Annotated in this window: 12 protein-coding genes; 7 read left to right on the top strand and 5 right to left on the bottom strand. The window is 69.7% G+C overall.

The window, feature by feature from the left end; all coding sequences use genetic code 11:
* Nucleotides 1–32: 32 nt before the first annotated feature.
* A complete protein-coding gene (locus FOZ70_RS35495; protein WP_219707761.1) occupies nt 33–1,511 on the bottom strand; it encodes a deoxyribodipyrimidine photo-lyase in 1,479 nt (492 codons plus the stop codon).
* A gap of 358 nt (nt 1,512–1,869) precedes the next feature.
* Between FOZ70_RS35495 and FOZ70_RS35490 the strand changes: the two genes are divergently transcribed.
* Nucleotides 1,870–2,349, top strand: coding sequence for an SRPBCC domain-containing protein (locus tag FOZ70_RS35490; RefSeq protein ID WP_048026203.1), 480 nt, complete (start codon nt 1,870–1,872; stop codon nt 2,347–2,349).
* Between the two features lie 13 nt (nt 2,350–2,362).
* Nucleotides 2,363–2,815, top strand: a complete 453-nt coding sequence (locus FOZ70_RS35485; protein ID WP_059619910.1) for a nuclear transport factor 2 family protein — start codon at nt 2,363–2,365, stop codon at nt 2,813–2,815.
* 89 nt (nt 2,816–2,904) lie between these two features.
* On the opposite strand, the gene FOZ70_RS35480 is transcribed toward FOZ70_RS35485, so the two are convergent.
* The 4 genes from FOZ70_RS35480 to FOZ70_RS35465 are packed head-to-tail and all read right to left on the bottom strand — an operon-like array spanning nt 2,905 to nt 7,035.
* Entirely contained in the window at nt 2,905–3,885 is a 981-nt protein-coding gene (locus FOZ70_RS35480) for an acetyltransferase (protein ID WP_111999082.1), read from the bottom strand.
* Nucleotides 3,886–3,902: 17 nt separating this feature from the next.
* Nucleotides 3,903–4,694 (bottom strand): SDR family oxidoreductase, encoded by a 792-nt coding sequence (locus tag FOZ70_RS35475; protein WP_060126076.1) that lies wholly within the window; start codon nt 4,692–4,694, stop codon nt 3,903–3,905.
* A 41-nt stretch (nt 4,695–4,735) separates the two neighbouring features.
* Complete coding sequence (locus FOZ70_RS35470; RefSeq protein ID WP_111999083.1) at nt 4,736–5,929, bottom strand: sulfotransferase; 1,194 nt, start codon at nt 5,927–5,929, stop codon at nt 4,736–4,738.
* Nucleotides 5,926–7,035, bottom strand: coding sequence for a DUF1214 domain-containing protein (locus FOZ70_RS35465; RefSeq protein WP_048026211.1), 1,110 nt, complete (start codon nt 7,033–7,035; stop codon nt 5,926–5,928). Before FOZ70_RS35465 ends, FOZ70_RS35470 begins: the two co-directional genes overlap by 4 nt.
* Before the next feature lie 130 nt (nt 7,036–7,165).
* On the opposite strand from FOZ70_RS35465, the gene cysD reads away from it, so the two are divergent.
* The 5 genes from cysD (at nt 7,166) to FOZ70_RS35440 (ending at nt 14,045) form a co-directional block, all read left to right on the top strand.
* Nucleotides 7,166–8,146, top strand: a complete 981-nt coding sequence (gene cysD / locus FOZ70_RS35460; protein ID WP_258025822.1) for a sulfate adenylyltransferase subunit CysD — start codon at nt 7,166–7,168, stop codon at nt 8,144–8,146.
* Nucleotides 8,146–10,059 carry a sulfate adenylyltransferase subunit CysN gene (gene cysN, locus FOZ70_RS35455; protein ID WP_111999085.1) on the top strand — a complete coding sequence of 638 codons (1,914 nt, stop codon included), beginning with the start codon at nt 8,146–8,148 and terminating at the stop codon, nt 10,057–10,059. Before cysD ends, cysN begins: the two co-directional genes overlap by 1 nt.
* Before the next feature lie 138 nt (nt 10,060–10,197).
* Nucleotides 10,198–11,385: a helix-turn-helix transcriptional regulator gene (locus FOZ70_RS35450; protein ID WP_219707759.1), complete on the top strand. Its 1,188-nt coding sequence runs from the start codon at nt 10,198–10,200 to the stop codon at nt 11,383–11,385.
* 256 nt (nt 11,386–11,641) lie between these two features.
* Complete coding sequence (locus tag FOZ70_RS35445; protein ID WP_111999086.1) at nt 11,642–13,009, top strand: MFS transporter; 1,368 nt, start codon at nt 11,642–11,644, stop codon at nt 13,007–13,009.
* Nucleotides 12,996–14,045 carry a beta-propeller fold lactonase family protein gene (locus FOZ70_RS35440; protein WP_124923982.1) on the top strand — a complete coding sequence of 350 codons (1,050 nt, stop codon included), beginning with the start codon at nt 12,996–12,998 and terminating at the stop codon, nt 14,043–14,045. Before FOZ70_RS35445 ends, FOZ70_RS35440 begins: the two co-directional genes overlap by 14 nt.
* Nucleotides 14,046–14,104: the final 59 nt, after the last annotated feature.

Genomic DNA, 14,104 nt, shown 5'->3' with positions numbered 1-14,104 from the left:
CTGCAATTGACGCGGCAACCCGGGGCGGGCGGTCAGCGGCGCTTCGGCAATGCGGCCAGTGCATCGAGCGCGCGGGCACGCGCCGCCGCATGCTCGACGAGCGGCTCCGGATAGTCGACGCCGAGCCGCACGCCGGCCGCTTCGAGCTCCAGCGGCGAGGCCTCCCACGGCGCGTGGATCGATGCGGCGCCGACGCCGGTCAGCTCGGGCACCCAGCGCCGCACGTACGCGCCGTCCGGGTCGAACTTCCGCCCCTGCGCGACCGGATTGAAGATGCGGAAATACGGCGCGGCGTCGGCACCGCAGCCGGCCACCCACTGCCAGCTCGCCGCGTTGTTCGCGGGATCGGCGTCGACCAGCGTGTCCCAGAACCACGCTTCGCCCGCGCGCCAGTCGATCAGCAAATGCTTGATCAGGAACGACGCGACGACCATCCGCACGCGGTTGTGCATCCAGCCGGTCGTCCACAGCTCGCGCAGGCCCGCATCGACGAGCGGATAGCCGGTCAGCCCGCGCTGCCACGCGCGCAGCGCGGCGGGATCGTCGCGCCACGGCATCGCATCGAACTGCGCGCGGAAATTGTCGGTCGCGAGTGCCGGAAAGTGGTACAGCAGCGTGTAGCTGAATTCGCGCCAGCCGAGTTCGCTCAGGAACTTGTCGGCACCCGCCGCGCATGCCGCGCCGCCGGCCTGCGCGGCGCCCTGCACCGCGTGCCACACCTGTCGCGGCGACACGTTGCCGAAGCGCAGGAACGGCGACAGCCGGCTCGTCGCGGGGCGGTCTGGACGGTCGCGCGCATCCGCGTAATCGGCGAGCGACGTCGTCAGAAACGCGTCGAGCTGCGCGTGCGCGCCGCCTTCGTCGGGCGCGGGCCATGCGTCGCGCAGGCCGCCGGCCCAATCCGGCGCCGACGGACGCAACGCCAGCGCATCGAGCGCCAGCGCGCGGTCGCTCAGGGCCTTCGGCCAGCGATGAAACCCGATCCGTTCCGGCTCGGGCAGCGGCGCGGCCACCGCGCGATCGCGGCGTGCCGCGCGCCAGTACGCGGTGAATACCTGGTACGGCCCGCCGCTGCCCGTCAGCACCTCCCACGGCTCGTTCAACAGGCTGCCGTTGCTGCTCTCGACCGTGACGCCGCGCGCCTTGAGCGACGCCTTCAGCGCCGCATCGGCGTCGCGCTGCGGTTGCGCATAACGACGGTTCCAGTAAACCGCTTGCGCACCCGTGTCGTGCACGACGCGTTCGATCTCGCGCGGCGCGTCGCCGCGCAACAGCAGCAGGCGGCCGCCATGACGCGCAAGCGCCGCGTCGAGCCCGGCCAGCGACCCGTGCAGCCACCAGCGCGCCGCGCCGCCGGGCGCGCGCCCGGCGGCGGCGTCCGTGTCGTCGACGAATACGCATACGAGCGGCCGGCCCGACGCCACCGCGCGCGTCAGCGCGGGCTGATCGGTCACGCGCAGATCGTCGCGGAACCAGACGATCGCGGGAGCAACGGACGACTTGGCGGACACGGGCACCTCGATGACGAAAGCAGGAAGAGACGCGTATTGTCGCGGCTGTGCCGCGCGGTGTCGATGTTCGGCACGCCGGCGGATCGACGACGGTCACGGCCGTCGCGTTCCCCTGCCGCCCCGGTGAAACGCCTTAGTCCATTCCGACGATTCTTCTCCGCATGCGCCGGCCTACGCTCGATGTCGGGTACGCCGCACGGCACCTGCCGGCCACTACCGGCACCGCGCGTCCCGCCCCTGCCACGCACGCCGGCCGATGCCGGCGCGGACCTTTCCGACTGCTGCGGCGCCCGGCCGGGCGCGCGGCCTCACCCGATACTCACCCCCAACTCATCCCCTACTCACCCGATACGCCGCCATGACCAAACCCTCGAATCTCGTCACCTCGATCACCGTCGACATCGACGCACCAGCCTCCGTCGTCTGGGAAGTGCTGACCGACTTCCCGCGCTACGGCGAATGGAACACGTTCTGCGTCGGCTTCGAAACGACCGGCAGGCTCGGCGATTTCGTGCACATGCAGGTGCGCATTCCCGGCACGGAAACCGTGATTCCCGTCGACGAGATCCTCGTCGCGTGCGAACCGGAACGCCTGCTGTCGTGGGAGCAGCGCCCGACCGACGACAACAAGGACGCCGCGCGCCGCGACCAGTACATCGACGCGATCGGCGCGGAACGCTGCCGTTATTTCACGACCGACCAGTTCCTCGGCATCAACGCGGACACGATCATGCAGAACCACGGTGCGTGGGTGAAACAGGGTTTCGACCAGTGCGCGCGCGACGTGAAGCGGCGCGCCGAAGCGCTCCATGCGGCACGCCGGCGCAACGGCGCCTGACCGGGAGCCGCCGATGCCCGATCTGCACACGCTGTCCGACCATCACGACATCCGCGAACTGATCGTCGCGTATTCGACCGCGATCGACACGCGCGACTTCGACGCGCTCGACGCGGTGTTCACGCCCGACGCGGCGATCGACTATCGCGCGATGGGCGGCATCGCGGGCCGTTATCCGGACGTGAAGGCGTGGCTGCGCACCGTGCTGCCGCGGTTTCCGCAGTACCAGCACCTGGTCGGCAACCTGTCGATCCGGCTCGACGGCGACACCGCGCGCGGCCGCACGATCTGCTTCAATCCGATGGAAGTCGCGCTGCCGGACGGCGGCACGCAGGTGATGTTTCTCGGGCTGTGGTACGTCGACCGGTTCGCGCGTACCGCGCTCGGCTGGCGCATCGCCGAGCGTGTCGAGGAGCGCTGCTACGGCCACAACGTGCCGGCCGCGCTCGCGGGCGCGACCGGTTGATCGCGCCGCAACCCGGCGGCCACGATCCGCCGCCCGCGACGCGCATACCGTGCGCGGGATGCACGGCGTGCGCGTCGCGGGCCGTTGCGTCAATCGAGCCGGAACGCCGCCTCGAACCGCTCGGCGAACGCGTCGAACTCGGTTTCCGGCAGATGATTGATGCCGCCCGCGCGCTTGCGCCCGCCGCCGGTCGGAAAACCGAGACAGAACTCGTCGGCGCCGAGCGGCCGGCCGTCGGGCACGCGCACGCTGACGACGAGCCCGCCGTCCGCGCGCGGCGACAGCACCGCGAGCGCCGCATGCGGCGCGTTGCGCATCCGCTCGTTCGCGAGCATGCCCGTCGCGCGCCGCGCCCATGGATGATCGGGCATCCGGACCAGCGTCGCGCCGGGCACCTCGCGCAGCGGCGCGAGTGCGCACGCCCGTGCCATGTCGTCGCGGTAGCCGTCGCGCAGCGCGGCAAACACGGCGGTCTCGCGCACGAACTCGAGCGGGTCGACGCACGGCAGCATCGCGTCGGCAAGTGCCGCCGGGTCGAAATGCAGATCGCCGACACACTCGCCGTACGCGTTGTAGTTCAGGTAGAGGCCCAGTTCGGCGAGCGTGTCGCGCTCCGCGTCGTCGATCCCGTGCTCGCGCGCGAGCGCGCCGCCGAGCGCCGGCAACTCGTCGCCGAATGCCGCGACGATCGCCCAGCGCACGTGCCGGCCGCCGAGATAACGGTTCACGATCGCGCTCGTGCAGACGTCGGCCGCCGTGTCGATATGCGCGTCGAAACGCGGATCGTCGGGTAGCTCGCCCGCGAAGTGATGGTCGAAATAGCGGACCGTCGCGCCGTCGCGCAGCAGCCGCGCGCAGGCATCGCGATTCTGGTCGTGCGACACGTCGAGCACGGTGACGATGTCGCCCGCGCGCGCGTCGATCCGCTCGAGCAGCCGGATGTCGCGCTTTACGCCGGTCACGAGCGTGCCGCGCACGCCCTCCGCGAGCCGCAGTTGCTGAAGCGCGCACAGGCCGTCCGCGTCGCCGTTGAACGCAAGGAAGTGTCGTTCGTCGTGGTTGTCCTGCATGATCCTTTGCTCCGTCGTCAGGGCATGAAATCGCCGCCATTCGCGTCGAGCGTCGCGCCCGTCACCGCGTTCGCGTAGTCCGACGCGAGGAACAGCGCCGCGCGCGCGCAGTCGTCGTCGGTCGGCAGCTTCGCGAGCGCGATGTTCGACGCGACCGGCGCGATCACCTGCTCTTCCGTCATCCCGTATTCGGCCGCCGCCTGCCGGAAATACGTCCGGGTCGGCACGCCCCACATCCACCCCATGTGGATGCTGTTCGCGCGAATGCCGTGCACGCCGAGTTCGCGCGCCAGGTATTTTGCCGCAACGGCGAGCGCTCCCTTCGATACAGCGTAGCCGCCTTCCCCTGCAAACGGCTTGCGGGTCGCCTGCGTGTTGATCATCACGATCGCGCCGCGCTTGTGCCGCTTCATGTGCGGCACGACTTCCTGCGTAAGCGCCATCGTGCCGAACAGGTTGGTGTCGAACACCGCGCGCCAGCCGTCGAGGTCGGCGTCCTCCACCGGTTCGGGAAACCTGCCGTGCACGAATGCGCTGTTCACGAGCGCATCGATCCGGCCGAAGCGCTCGACGGCCTGCGTCGCGAGCTGCCGGCATTGCGCGCGATCGGTGATGTCGGTCTTCACCTTCAGCACGTCGCAATCGACGCCGAGTGCACGGATCCGCGTTTCGGCGTCGTCGAGCTTTTCCGTCGTGCGCGCCGCGACGACCACGCCGCACGCGCCCTCGCGCGCGGCCTCGACGGCGAGCTTCACGCCGAGCCCCGGCCCGATCCCGGAAATCACGACGATCTTGTCCTTCAGCAACATGGCTTGTCTCCTGGTTGTCGTTGGTGTCGCGAGCCCGGCCGTCAGCCGGCCGCCCGCAGGTGCCGCGCGCGATACGCGGCGAAGTCGCGCGCGAGCTGCGCATCGGTGAAGCCGAAGCGCGCGATCGAATAGTCGTGCGCGGCACGCTTGTCGCGGCCGTTGCGCGCCATCCAGTCGGCCATCGCCGTGCGCCGCCGCGCATCGAGCGGCATGCCGGCAAACGCGTACACGGCCTCTGCCACGCCGAGCGGATTCGACACCGTGTCCTCGAAACGCACGTCGAGGAAGCGGCCGGCCGGCAGCGCGTCGCGCGCGGCCATCGCGGCGCCGATCGCGCGTGCCATTCCGGCGTTCCACTGCGCGCCGACGGCAAGCGGATCGGGATCGTCCGCATACATCTGCCACAGCGTGTGCGCCATGCTGGCCATCGACGGAATCGTCTGCGCCGGGTCGCGGTGCGTGAGCACGACCTGCGCGCGCGGGAACACGCGGCACAGCACGTCGAGCGCATGCAGGTGCTGCGGCGTCTTCAGCAGCCAGCGCGTGGCCGGCGCGACGCCGCGCCGCGCCTTCTGCCATTGCAGGAACTGCAGCATCCGCTTCAGGTACGTATAGACCGGCGTGAGATCCTGTCGCGCGAGCCACGCCGTATAGCGCGGCACGTTGGCGTACGAATCCATCGCGCATACGAACGAGTGCTCCATCAGCATGAACTCCTCGTCGGCGAGCATCGCATCGAGCGGATGAATCGCCAGGATCTGCGGAATGCAGTCGATCATCGTCGCGACTTCGGCCTGCGCGCGGGCGATGCGCACCGCCGGCTCGGCCAGCGTCTCGCCCGCGAGCGGCGCCGGGTAGCGGGTTTCCCACCACGCGGCCGCATGAAAGCGCGGATCGACGGCCAGCAGCCGCTGCAGCAGCGTCGTACCCGTGCGCGGCAGGCCGACGATCACGAGCGGATCGTCGATCGCGATGTCCGCGATTTCCGGATGGCGCCGGAAGTAATCCTCGACGACCAGCCGGTTCACGAGTTGCCCGACGAGCTTCTCGCGCATCATCGCCGCGCCGCGTTCGGACAGCCCAGCTTCATCGATCAGCGACGCGCACATCACGTCGAGCGCCTCGCGATACGGTCCGTCGCCGAACGCGGTGAGCCCGCCCGTGCGCGACACGGCCTCGGCGATCAGTCCGCCGGCATCGAGCCGCGAGCGGACCAGGTCGATCGGCGCGTTCATGCGGCCTCCTTCAGCGCGGCGAGCTTCACGACCCGCGTGCGCGGATGCACCGGCTGCGCGGCGCCGACCCAGCGCCAGCAGATCGTGCCGGTGCGATGCCCGGCCGTATCGAGCCAGTTCGCGTCGCCCGGCCGCGCGGCCGCGACGACCACCGTCACGCCACCGTCCGCATTCCGTCGCGCGCCGTGCTTGTTCACGCAGATGTCGAAGTGCCGGTAATCGAGCGACTCCATCCAGTAGTTGTTGAGCTGCACGTTCCAGAAATCGCAGTCGGGCACCGTGTCGACGTCGATCACGAGCGCCTCGTCGTCGGCCAGCTCCCAGCACGAGTGGTAGTAGTAGATGTTCGGGTCGCCGCCGACCGACTGGCACAGCGCCTGGTCGGCGGGCGGCAGCGCGTTCACGTGCGACCGGTAGCTCGCAGCCCAGTCGGCGAACAGCTTCGCCGTCTGCTCGACGAACTGCGCGGCGCGCGTGAGGCCGCCCTGCAACGCGAGCGGATCGAGCGGCGCCGGGCGGTCGTGCGCGCCGATGCGTTCGATCTTCAGTTGCGCGGGTGTCTCCGTGCGCCGGTCGAGGAAAGTCTGGCGCACCAGCAACGCGTTGGTGCCGGGCTCCATGCGTACCCAGTTGCCCGCGCGCGGTGTCTCGCCGAGCACGATCTCGAAGCTGCCGTCCGGTGCGATCTCGAGCTGCTTCGCATCGAGAAAGCCCGTCTGCAGCATCTTGCCGTCGGTCTCGTAGCCGCCCTTCTGCGTGCCGAAGCTCAGGTAGGCCACGGTGCCGCGCCGCCCCGTCACGCGGTATTCGCAACGGCCGTCGAGCCGCGCGTACTGGTACAGGTTGTCGGGATTGTCGGCGCCGATCTTCGCAGTCTCGTGCGACGGCGAGAAAAAGCCGGGCCACGCGCCGTCCGCGAATTCGACGTGCATTTCGAGCGCGATGCGCATCAGCCGGCTCAGGTAACGGAAGCCTTCCGCGCGTGTCAGCGGATCGTCCGGCGCCTCGGCGCGCAGGATCTGCTCGCCGCTGCGTTTCAGGGTGTCGCAGAAATCGGCCCAGGTCTGGCCCGAAAGCAGTTGCGTGGCACGTGTGTCGTCCGTCATGTGTCGTCTCCGCCGATGGTCGAGCGCTCACCTTAAGCGCCGGCGTCGCGCACCTCTTCGTCCGGGTGGACTAAGGAAAGATCCGCTCCACCGCCGTGCCGCGGTTTAGTCCACCCGGACGAAGAGCGGCATGCCGCTCGCTCGATACCGTTGGCGTCATGCACGAAACGCCGCACATGTCGCGCGGCGCCGGCATGAAACAAGGAGACGAACGATGTTGACCCACTTGGAGCGACTGGAGGCCGAAAGCATCCACATCATGCGCGAGGTGGTGGCCGAGAGCGAGAACCCGGTGATGCTGTATTCGATCGGCAAGGACAGCTCGGTCATGCTGCATCTCGCGATGAAGGCGTTCTACCCGGCGAAGCCGCCCTTTCCGCTGCTGCACGTCGATACGACGTGGAAATTCCGCGAGATGATCGCGTTTCGCGACGAGACGGCCGCGCGCCTCGGCCTCGACCTGCGCGTGCACGTGAACCCCGACGGCGTCGCGAACGACATCAATCCGTTCACGCACGGCTCGGCCATGCACACCGACGTGTGGAAGACGCAGGGGCTCAAGCAGGCGCTCGATCATTACGGCTTCGATGCCGCGTTCGGCGGCGCGCGCCGCGACGAGGAGAAATCGCGCGCGAAGGAACGCATCGTGTCGCTGCGCTCCGAGCAGCACCGCTGGGACCCGAAGCGCCAGCGCCCCGAACTCTGGTCGCTGTACAACGCGCGCAAGCGCAAGGGCGAAAGCCTGCGCGTGTTCCCGATCTCCAACTGGACCGAGCTCGACATCTGGCAGTACATCCAGCTTCACGACATCCCGATCGTGCCGCTCTACTTCGCGAAGGAACGGCCCGTCGTCGAACGCGACGGCGCGCTGATCATGGTCGACGACGAACGCCTGCCGCTGCGCCAAGGCGAAGTGCCGCAGATGCGCAAGGTGCGCTTTCGCACGCTCGGCTGTTATCCGCTGACGGGCGCGATCGACAGCGACGCGAGCTCGCTCGACGACATCCTTCGGGAAATGCGCGAGACGGGCACGTCGGAACGACAAGGACGCCTGATCGACAGCGATTCGGCCGCCTCGATGGAGAAGAAGAAACAGGAGGGATATTTCTGATGGCACACGTTCTCACCGCGCCCGAGGCACACGCACACGCGACGCCCAACATGCACGCCGACGATGCGCAGACGAAGGACCTGCTGCGCTTCATCACGTGCGGCAGCGTCGACGACGGCAAGAGCACGCTGATCGGCCGCCTGCTCTACGAATCGAACATGCTGTTCGACGACCAGCTCACGCAGCTCGAAGCCGATTCGAAGAAGGTCGGCACGCAGGGCGGCGAGCTCGATTTCGCGCTGCTCGTCGACGGCCTGTCGGCCGAGCGCGAGCAAGGGATCACGATCGACGTCGCGTACCGCTTCTTCGCGACCGCGCGCCGCAAGTTCATCGTCGCCGACACGCCCGGCCACGAGCAGTACACGCGCAACATGATCACCGGCGCGTCGACCGCCGATCTCGCCGTGATCCTGATCGACGCGCGCAAGGGCGTGCTCACGCAGACGCGCCGTCATAGCCATCTCGTCGCGCTGATCGGCATCAGGCGCGTGGTGCTCGCGATCAACAAGATGGACCTGGTCGACTACGACCGGGCCGTGTTCGAGCGCATCGACGCCGACTATCGCGCGTTCGCGGCCGAGCTCGGGCTGGCGGAGATCGTCAGCATCCCGCTGTCGGCGCTGCGCGGCGACAACGTGATCGCGCCGGGCGCGCGGATGCCGTGGTACGCGGGCCCGACGCTGATGCAGCATCTCGACACGCTGCCGCTCGCCGCGCGCGTGACGCGCGACGAGCCGTTCCGGCTGCCGGTGCAGTGGGTCAACCGCCCGCACCTGAATTTCCGCGGCTACGCGGGCAGCATCGCATCGGGCGAGATCCGCGTCGGCGAGCGCGTGCGCGTGCTGCCGTCCGGCAAGGAGAGCCGCGTCGCATCGCTGATCACGCAACGCGGCGAAAGCGACATCGCGCACGCCGGCGACGCGGTGACGCTCACGCTCGCCGACGAGATCGACATCAGCCGCGGCGACATGATCGCGCGCGCGGATGCGCCGCCCGAGGTGGCCGACCAGTTCGAGGCGACGCTCGTGTGGATGCACGACGCGCCGCTGCTGCCCGGCCGCCCGTATCTCGTGAAACTCGGCACGCAGACGGTCGGCGCGACCTGCGCGACGCCGAAGTACAAGGTCGACGTGAACACGCGCGAGCATCTCGCGGCGCGCACGCTCGCGCTCAACGAAATCGGCGTGTGCAACCTGAGCTTCGACCGGCCCGTGGCGTTCGATCCGTACGACCGCAACCGCCACACGGGCGGCTTCATCGTGATCGACCGCTTCACCAACGACACGGTCGGTGCCGGGATGCTGCACTTCGCGCTGCGCCGCGCGCACAACGTGCACTGGCAGGCCGTCGACGTCGACCGCGCCGCGCGTGCCGCGCAGAAGACGCAGACGCCGCGCATCGTGTGGCTGACGGGGCTGTCGGGCGCCGGCAAGTCGACGATCGCGAACCTCGTCGAGAAGCGGCTGCACGCGCTCGGCAAGCACACGTACCTGCTCGACGGCGACAACGTGCGGCACGGGCTCAATCGCGATCTCGGCTTCACCGAGGCCGATCGCGTGGAGAACATCCGGCGCGTCGCCGAAGTCGCGCGGCTGATGCTCGACGCGGGGCTCATCACGCTCGTGTCGTTCATCTCGCCGTTCCGCTCGGAACGCGAGATGGCGCGTGCGCTCGCCGGCCCCGACGAGTTCGTCGAGGTGTTCGTCGACACGCCGCTCGCGGTCGCCGAGGAGCGCGACCCGAAGGGCCTGTACAAGAAGGCGCGGCGCGGCGAGCTGAAGCATTTCACGGGCATCGATTCGCCGTACGAGCCGCCCGCGCGGCCCGAACTGCGCGTCGATACGGTCGCCGAGTCCCCTGACGAAGCGGCCGGGCGCATCGTCGCTTACCTGCTGCGCGAGCGCGCGGCGTAGGCGCCGCAGGCGGGCAGCCCGGCGGCTGCCCGCCTGCCCGCCGGGGCGCGCCGCCTCCTCCGTTCGGACGACGCGGGCCGCCGGGCGGCCGGTATGCTGGCTCGGGAACCCTCCCCCCCGATCCAGGAGAACACGAGCATGCCCATCGCGCTGGCACCCGGCGATCCGGCCGCGCACGACGGCTTCGACGACGCGGCGTGGACGGCGCGCGAACTCAGCGCGTGGCTCGGGCTCGTCTATCAGGGCCCGTCGGAAGCGACCCCGTGGGCCGGTTTCCTCGAAGCGGTCCGCGTGCGGCTCGACGCGCGCTTCACGACACTGGTGCTGCGCAACCCGGGCGGCGCACGGCACGGGCTCATCATCAACGCGTCGGCGCACGGCCCGCTGCTGCCCGGCGAGCCGTCGTACAGCGAGCAGTTCTATGCGCTGTGCCCGTTCCTCGACCAGCCGCCCGGCCAGGTCTTCACGGCCGACCGGCTGTTCGGCGAAACCGCGTGGCGCGCGCACGATTTCTACCGGCAGTATCTACAGCCGCTCGACCTGCGCTACATCCTCGGCGCGAACCTGCGCGGCGAACGCGGCGTCGAATGCGCGTTCTTCGTGAGCCGCGCGCACGGCGGGCAGGACTTCGACGCGGCCGAACGCGCGCAGGTCGCGACGCTGCTGCCGCACCTGCAGCGGGCAGTCGAACTGCACGCGGCGTTCGACGTGCTCGACGCCGAACGCGCGCTGTACGCGGGCACCGTCGACCGGCTCGATGTCGGCACCGCGATCGTCGACGAGGACGGCCGCGTGATCGAGCGCAACCGCATCGCCGAGCGGCTGATCGAGCAGCAGGACGGGCTGTGCGTGCGCCACGAGCGGCTCCACGCCTCGTGCCCGCTCGACGAGCGCCGGCTGCAGAAGGCGTTGCAGGCCGCGCTCGAGCATTTCCGCGCGGGCGCGCTCGCCCGCATCGAAGCCACCACGCTGTCGCGCCCCGGCGGCGCGATGCCGTTGAGCGTGCTGCTGCGCCCGCTCGCGCCCTACCGCGGTGCCGAGGACCGCCGGCACCGGCCGGCCGTCGCGGTGTTCGTGCGCGATCCCGCGTCGTCGCCGCAGAGGTCGCGCGACATGCTGCACCGGCTGTTCCGGCTCACGCCGATGGAAACCGAAATCGCGCTGCTGCTCGTCGACGGGTTGACGCTCGACGAGGCCGCCGCCGCGACCGGCATCACGAAGAACACCGCGCGCGCGCACCTGCGCGGCATCTTCGCGAAAACGGGCGCAACGCGGCAAGCCGTGCTCGTGAAGACGCTGCTCAACAGCGTCGTGTCGATGGCGTAGCGGCCGCGAGAGTAACCGCCGAACGGGTTGCCGGGGAGTGCACCACGCGCGCGGGTCGCCACCGGGTACCCCGGCCACTGGTACGCACTCGTTTCATGTCATATGTCATCAGACATTGACAACCGCCCGGCGAATCGCATGAATCTCCCCAATATCTGGGCATTTCCCGGGTAAACCCGCGACGTCTTCACCGGCACTCAGGCGTACCATGTCATACGACGACATACTACACGACCCCGCCCGACCGGAGACACGCTTGAACCCGCCCTCGCCCGCCCTGCCCGGACGCGACCCGCTCGCGTCCGCCGTCTCGAAAGTGAAGTGGCATGTACTGCCGCTCGTGCTGATCATGTTCATCGCGAACTACATCGACCGCGTGAACGTCGGCTTCGTCGACCGCCACCTCGAAGCGTCGATCGGTATCGGCGCGGCCGCGTACGGCCTCGGTGCCGGGTTGTTCTTCGTCGGCTACGCGCTGTTCGAGGTGCCGTCGAACCTGCTGATGCAACGCTACGGCGCCCGCGTGTGGCTCGCGCGGATCATGGCGACGTGGGGCATCGTCGCGGCCGCGATGGCGTTCGTGTGGAACGACACGTCGTTCTATGCCCTGCGCTTCCTGCTCGGCGCGGCCGAGGCCGGTTTCTTTCCCGGCGTCGTGCTGTACCTGTCGCAATGGCTGCCGCCGCAGGAGCGCGGCAAGGCGATGGCGATCTTCCTCGGCGGCTCCGCGTTCGCGTCGGTGCTGTCCGGGCCCGTCACCGGTGCGCTGCTGTCGATCCGCGGCTTCGGCCTCGAAGGCTGGCAGTGGATGTTCCTGATCGAAGGGCTGTTCTCCGTCGCGCTGTGCGGCGCGAGCTGGCTGCTGCTGAAATCGCACATCCGCGACGCGACGTGGCTCACGGCCGAGGAACGCACGGCGCTGCAGAACGCGCTCGACGAGGAACGCGCGACGCGCGACGTGCGCTCGAACGTGCCGGTGCGCGCCACCGCGCTGCTGCGCGATCCGCAGATCGTGCTGTTCTGCTTCCTGTATTTCTCGATCCAGCTGACGATCTACGCGGCGACGTTCTGGCTGCCGACGATCATCCGCAAGATGGGCGGCCTCACCGATTTCCAGGTCGGCCTGTACAACACGATTCCGTGGATGATCGCGATCGGCGCGATGTACGGCTTCGCGGTGCTGTCGTCGAAATGGAAGCATCCGCAGCGCTGGCTCGCGTTCGCGCTCGTGCTCGCCGCGTGCGGGCTGTTCGCGTCGACGTCGCACGATCCGGCCTGGTCGTTCGCGTCGATCTGCTTCGCCGCACTCGGCTTCAAGGCCGCGGCGTCACTGTTCTGGCCGATCCCGCAGGGTTATCTCGACACGCGCGTGGCCGCGGCCGTAATCGCGCTGATCAACTCGGTCGGCAACCTCGGCGGCTTCGTCGCGCCGACGGCCTTCGGCTATCTGAAGCAACATACGGGTTCGATCACGGGCGGGCTGTATGCGCTCGCGATCGCGTCGCTCGTCGCCGCCGTGGCCGCGCTGTTCGCGCGCACGCACCGGCGCAGCGATCCGCCGCGCGGCCTGCCGGCCGACACCGCCCTGACGAACGCATCGATGCTCCGCCATGCCGAACACTGACCGCCTGACCGTCGTCGTCTCGAACGCCGCCGACGCCGACCTCGCCACGTTCTCCCTCGCGGCCGACGGCACGCTCGCGCCGCTCGCCCGCTATCCGGCAGCCGACGTCGCGATGCCGATCGCCGTGCAGGCCGACCGCGCGCGGCTCTATGTCGCGACGCGCGGCGAACAGCCGACGATCGTCGCGTTCCGCGTCGTGCCGGCCACCGGCGCGCTCGTGCGCATCGGCGCGGCCGCGATCGACGCGAGCCATGCGTACCTGTCGCTCGACCGCGGCGGCCGCTGGCTGCTCGGTGCGTCGTACGGCGGAAATTCGCTGAGCCTCTACGACGCCGCGCGCGTGCGCGACGGCGACGGCACGCCGCTGCAGGTCGTGGGCGGCATCGCGAACGCTCACTCGGTGATCGTGTCGCCGGACAACCGTTTCGCCTATGTCAGCTCGCTCGGATCGGATCGCGTGTTCAGCTTCGCGCTGGTCGAGGACGCGGCCGGCCTGCGCGCGCTCGAACACGGCGAAACGCGCGTGCCGGCCGGGCTCGGCCCGCGCCACCTGCAGTTCGCGCGCGACGGCCGAACGCTCGTCGTCGTCAGCGAATTCCAGGCCACGCTCGCCACGTTCGCGTGCGACCCCGACACCGGCCGGCTCGGCGAGGTGCACGTGAGTGCGCGCCATCCGGCCGTCGCCGAACTCGCGCCGGGCCATGCGCGACCACCCGCGCCCGCCGAGCCCTCCGTCTGGGCCGCCGACCTGCACCTGAGCCCCGACGGGCGTTTCGCCTACGTCAGCGAACGCACGTCGAGCCGCCTGCTCTGCTATCGCCGCACCGCTGACGGCACGTTCGAGCCCGCGCACGCAACGGCCACCGAGACGCAGCCGCGCGGGTTCGCGATCGATCCGTCGGGGCGCTGGCTCGTCGCGTGCGGCGAACAGTCGGAATACGTGTCGGTGTATGCGATCTCGCAGGACGACGGCGCGCTGTCGCCGCACGCACGCGTGCCGGGCGGGCGCGGCGCGAACTGGGTCGAGATCGTCTGAAGAAGGGATACGTGGAGCATGAAGCGGCAGTCCCGCCAAGCGGGCCGGCGCATGCCCGC

It is taken from the genome of Burkholderia sp. COPS (assembly GCF_019425585.1).
Lineage (GTDB): Bacteria > Pseudomonadota > Gammaproteobacteria > Burkholderiales > Burkholderiaceae > Burkholderia > Burkholderia cepacia.
The sequence above is the reverse complement of the archived record's forward strand: the minus strand, read 5'-3'. Positions and strand labels throughout refer to the sequence as shown.

What these genes read in the sequence shown, in the direction of transcription:
- FOZ70_RS35490 (WP_048026203.1), top strand. Translation starts at nt 1,870, where the DNA reads ATGACCAAACCCTCGAATCTCGTCACCTCGATCACCGTCGACATCGAC.
- FOZ70_RS35485 (WP_059619910.1), top strand. Translation starts at nt 2,363, where the DNA reads ATGCCCGATCTGCACACGCTGTCCGACCATCACGACATCCGCGAACTG.
- FOZ70_RS35480 (WP_111999082.1), bottom strand. Translation starts at nt 3,885, where the DNA reads ATGCAGGACAACCACGACGAACGACACTTCCTTGCGTTCAACGGCGAC.
- FOZ70_RS35475 (WP_060126076.1), bottom strand. Translation starts at nt 4,694, where the DNA reads ATGTTGCTGAAGGACAAGATCGTCGTGATTTCCGGGATCGGGCCGGGG.
- FOZ70_RS35470 (WP_111999083.1), bottom strand. Translation starts at nt 5,929, where the DNA reads ATGAACGCGCCGATCGACCTGGTCCGCTCGCGGCTCGATGCCGGCGGA.
- FOZ70_RS35465 (WP_048026211.1), bottom strand. Translation starts at nt 7,035, where the DNA reads ATGACGGACGACACACGTGCCACGCAACTGCTTTCGGGCCAGACCTGG.
- cysD (WP_258025822.1), top strand. Translation starts at nt 7,166, where the DNA reads ATGCCGCTCGCTCGATACCGTTGGCGTCATGCACGAAACGCCGCACAT.
- cysN (WP_111999085.1), top strand. Translation starts at nt 8,146, where the DNA reads ATGGCACACGTTCTCACCGCGCCCGAGGCACACGCACACGCGACGCCC.
- FOZ70_RS35450 (WP_219707759.1), top strand. Translation starts at nt 10,198, where the DNA reads ATGCCCATCGCGCTGGCACCCGGCGATCCGGCCGCGCACGACGGCTTC.
- FOZ70_RS35440 (WP_124923982.1), top strand. Translation starts at nt 12,996, where the DNA reads ATGCCGAACACTGACCGCCTGACCGTCGTCGTCTCGAACGCCGCCGAC.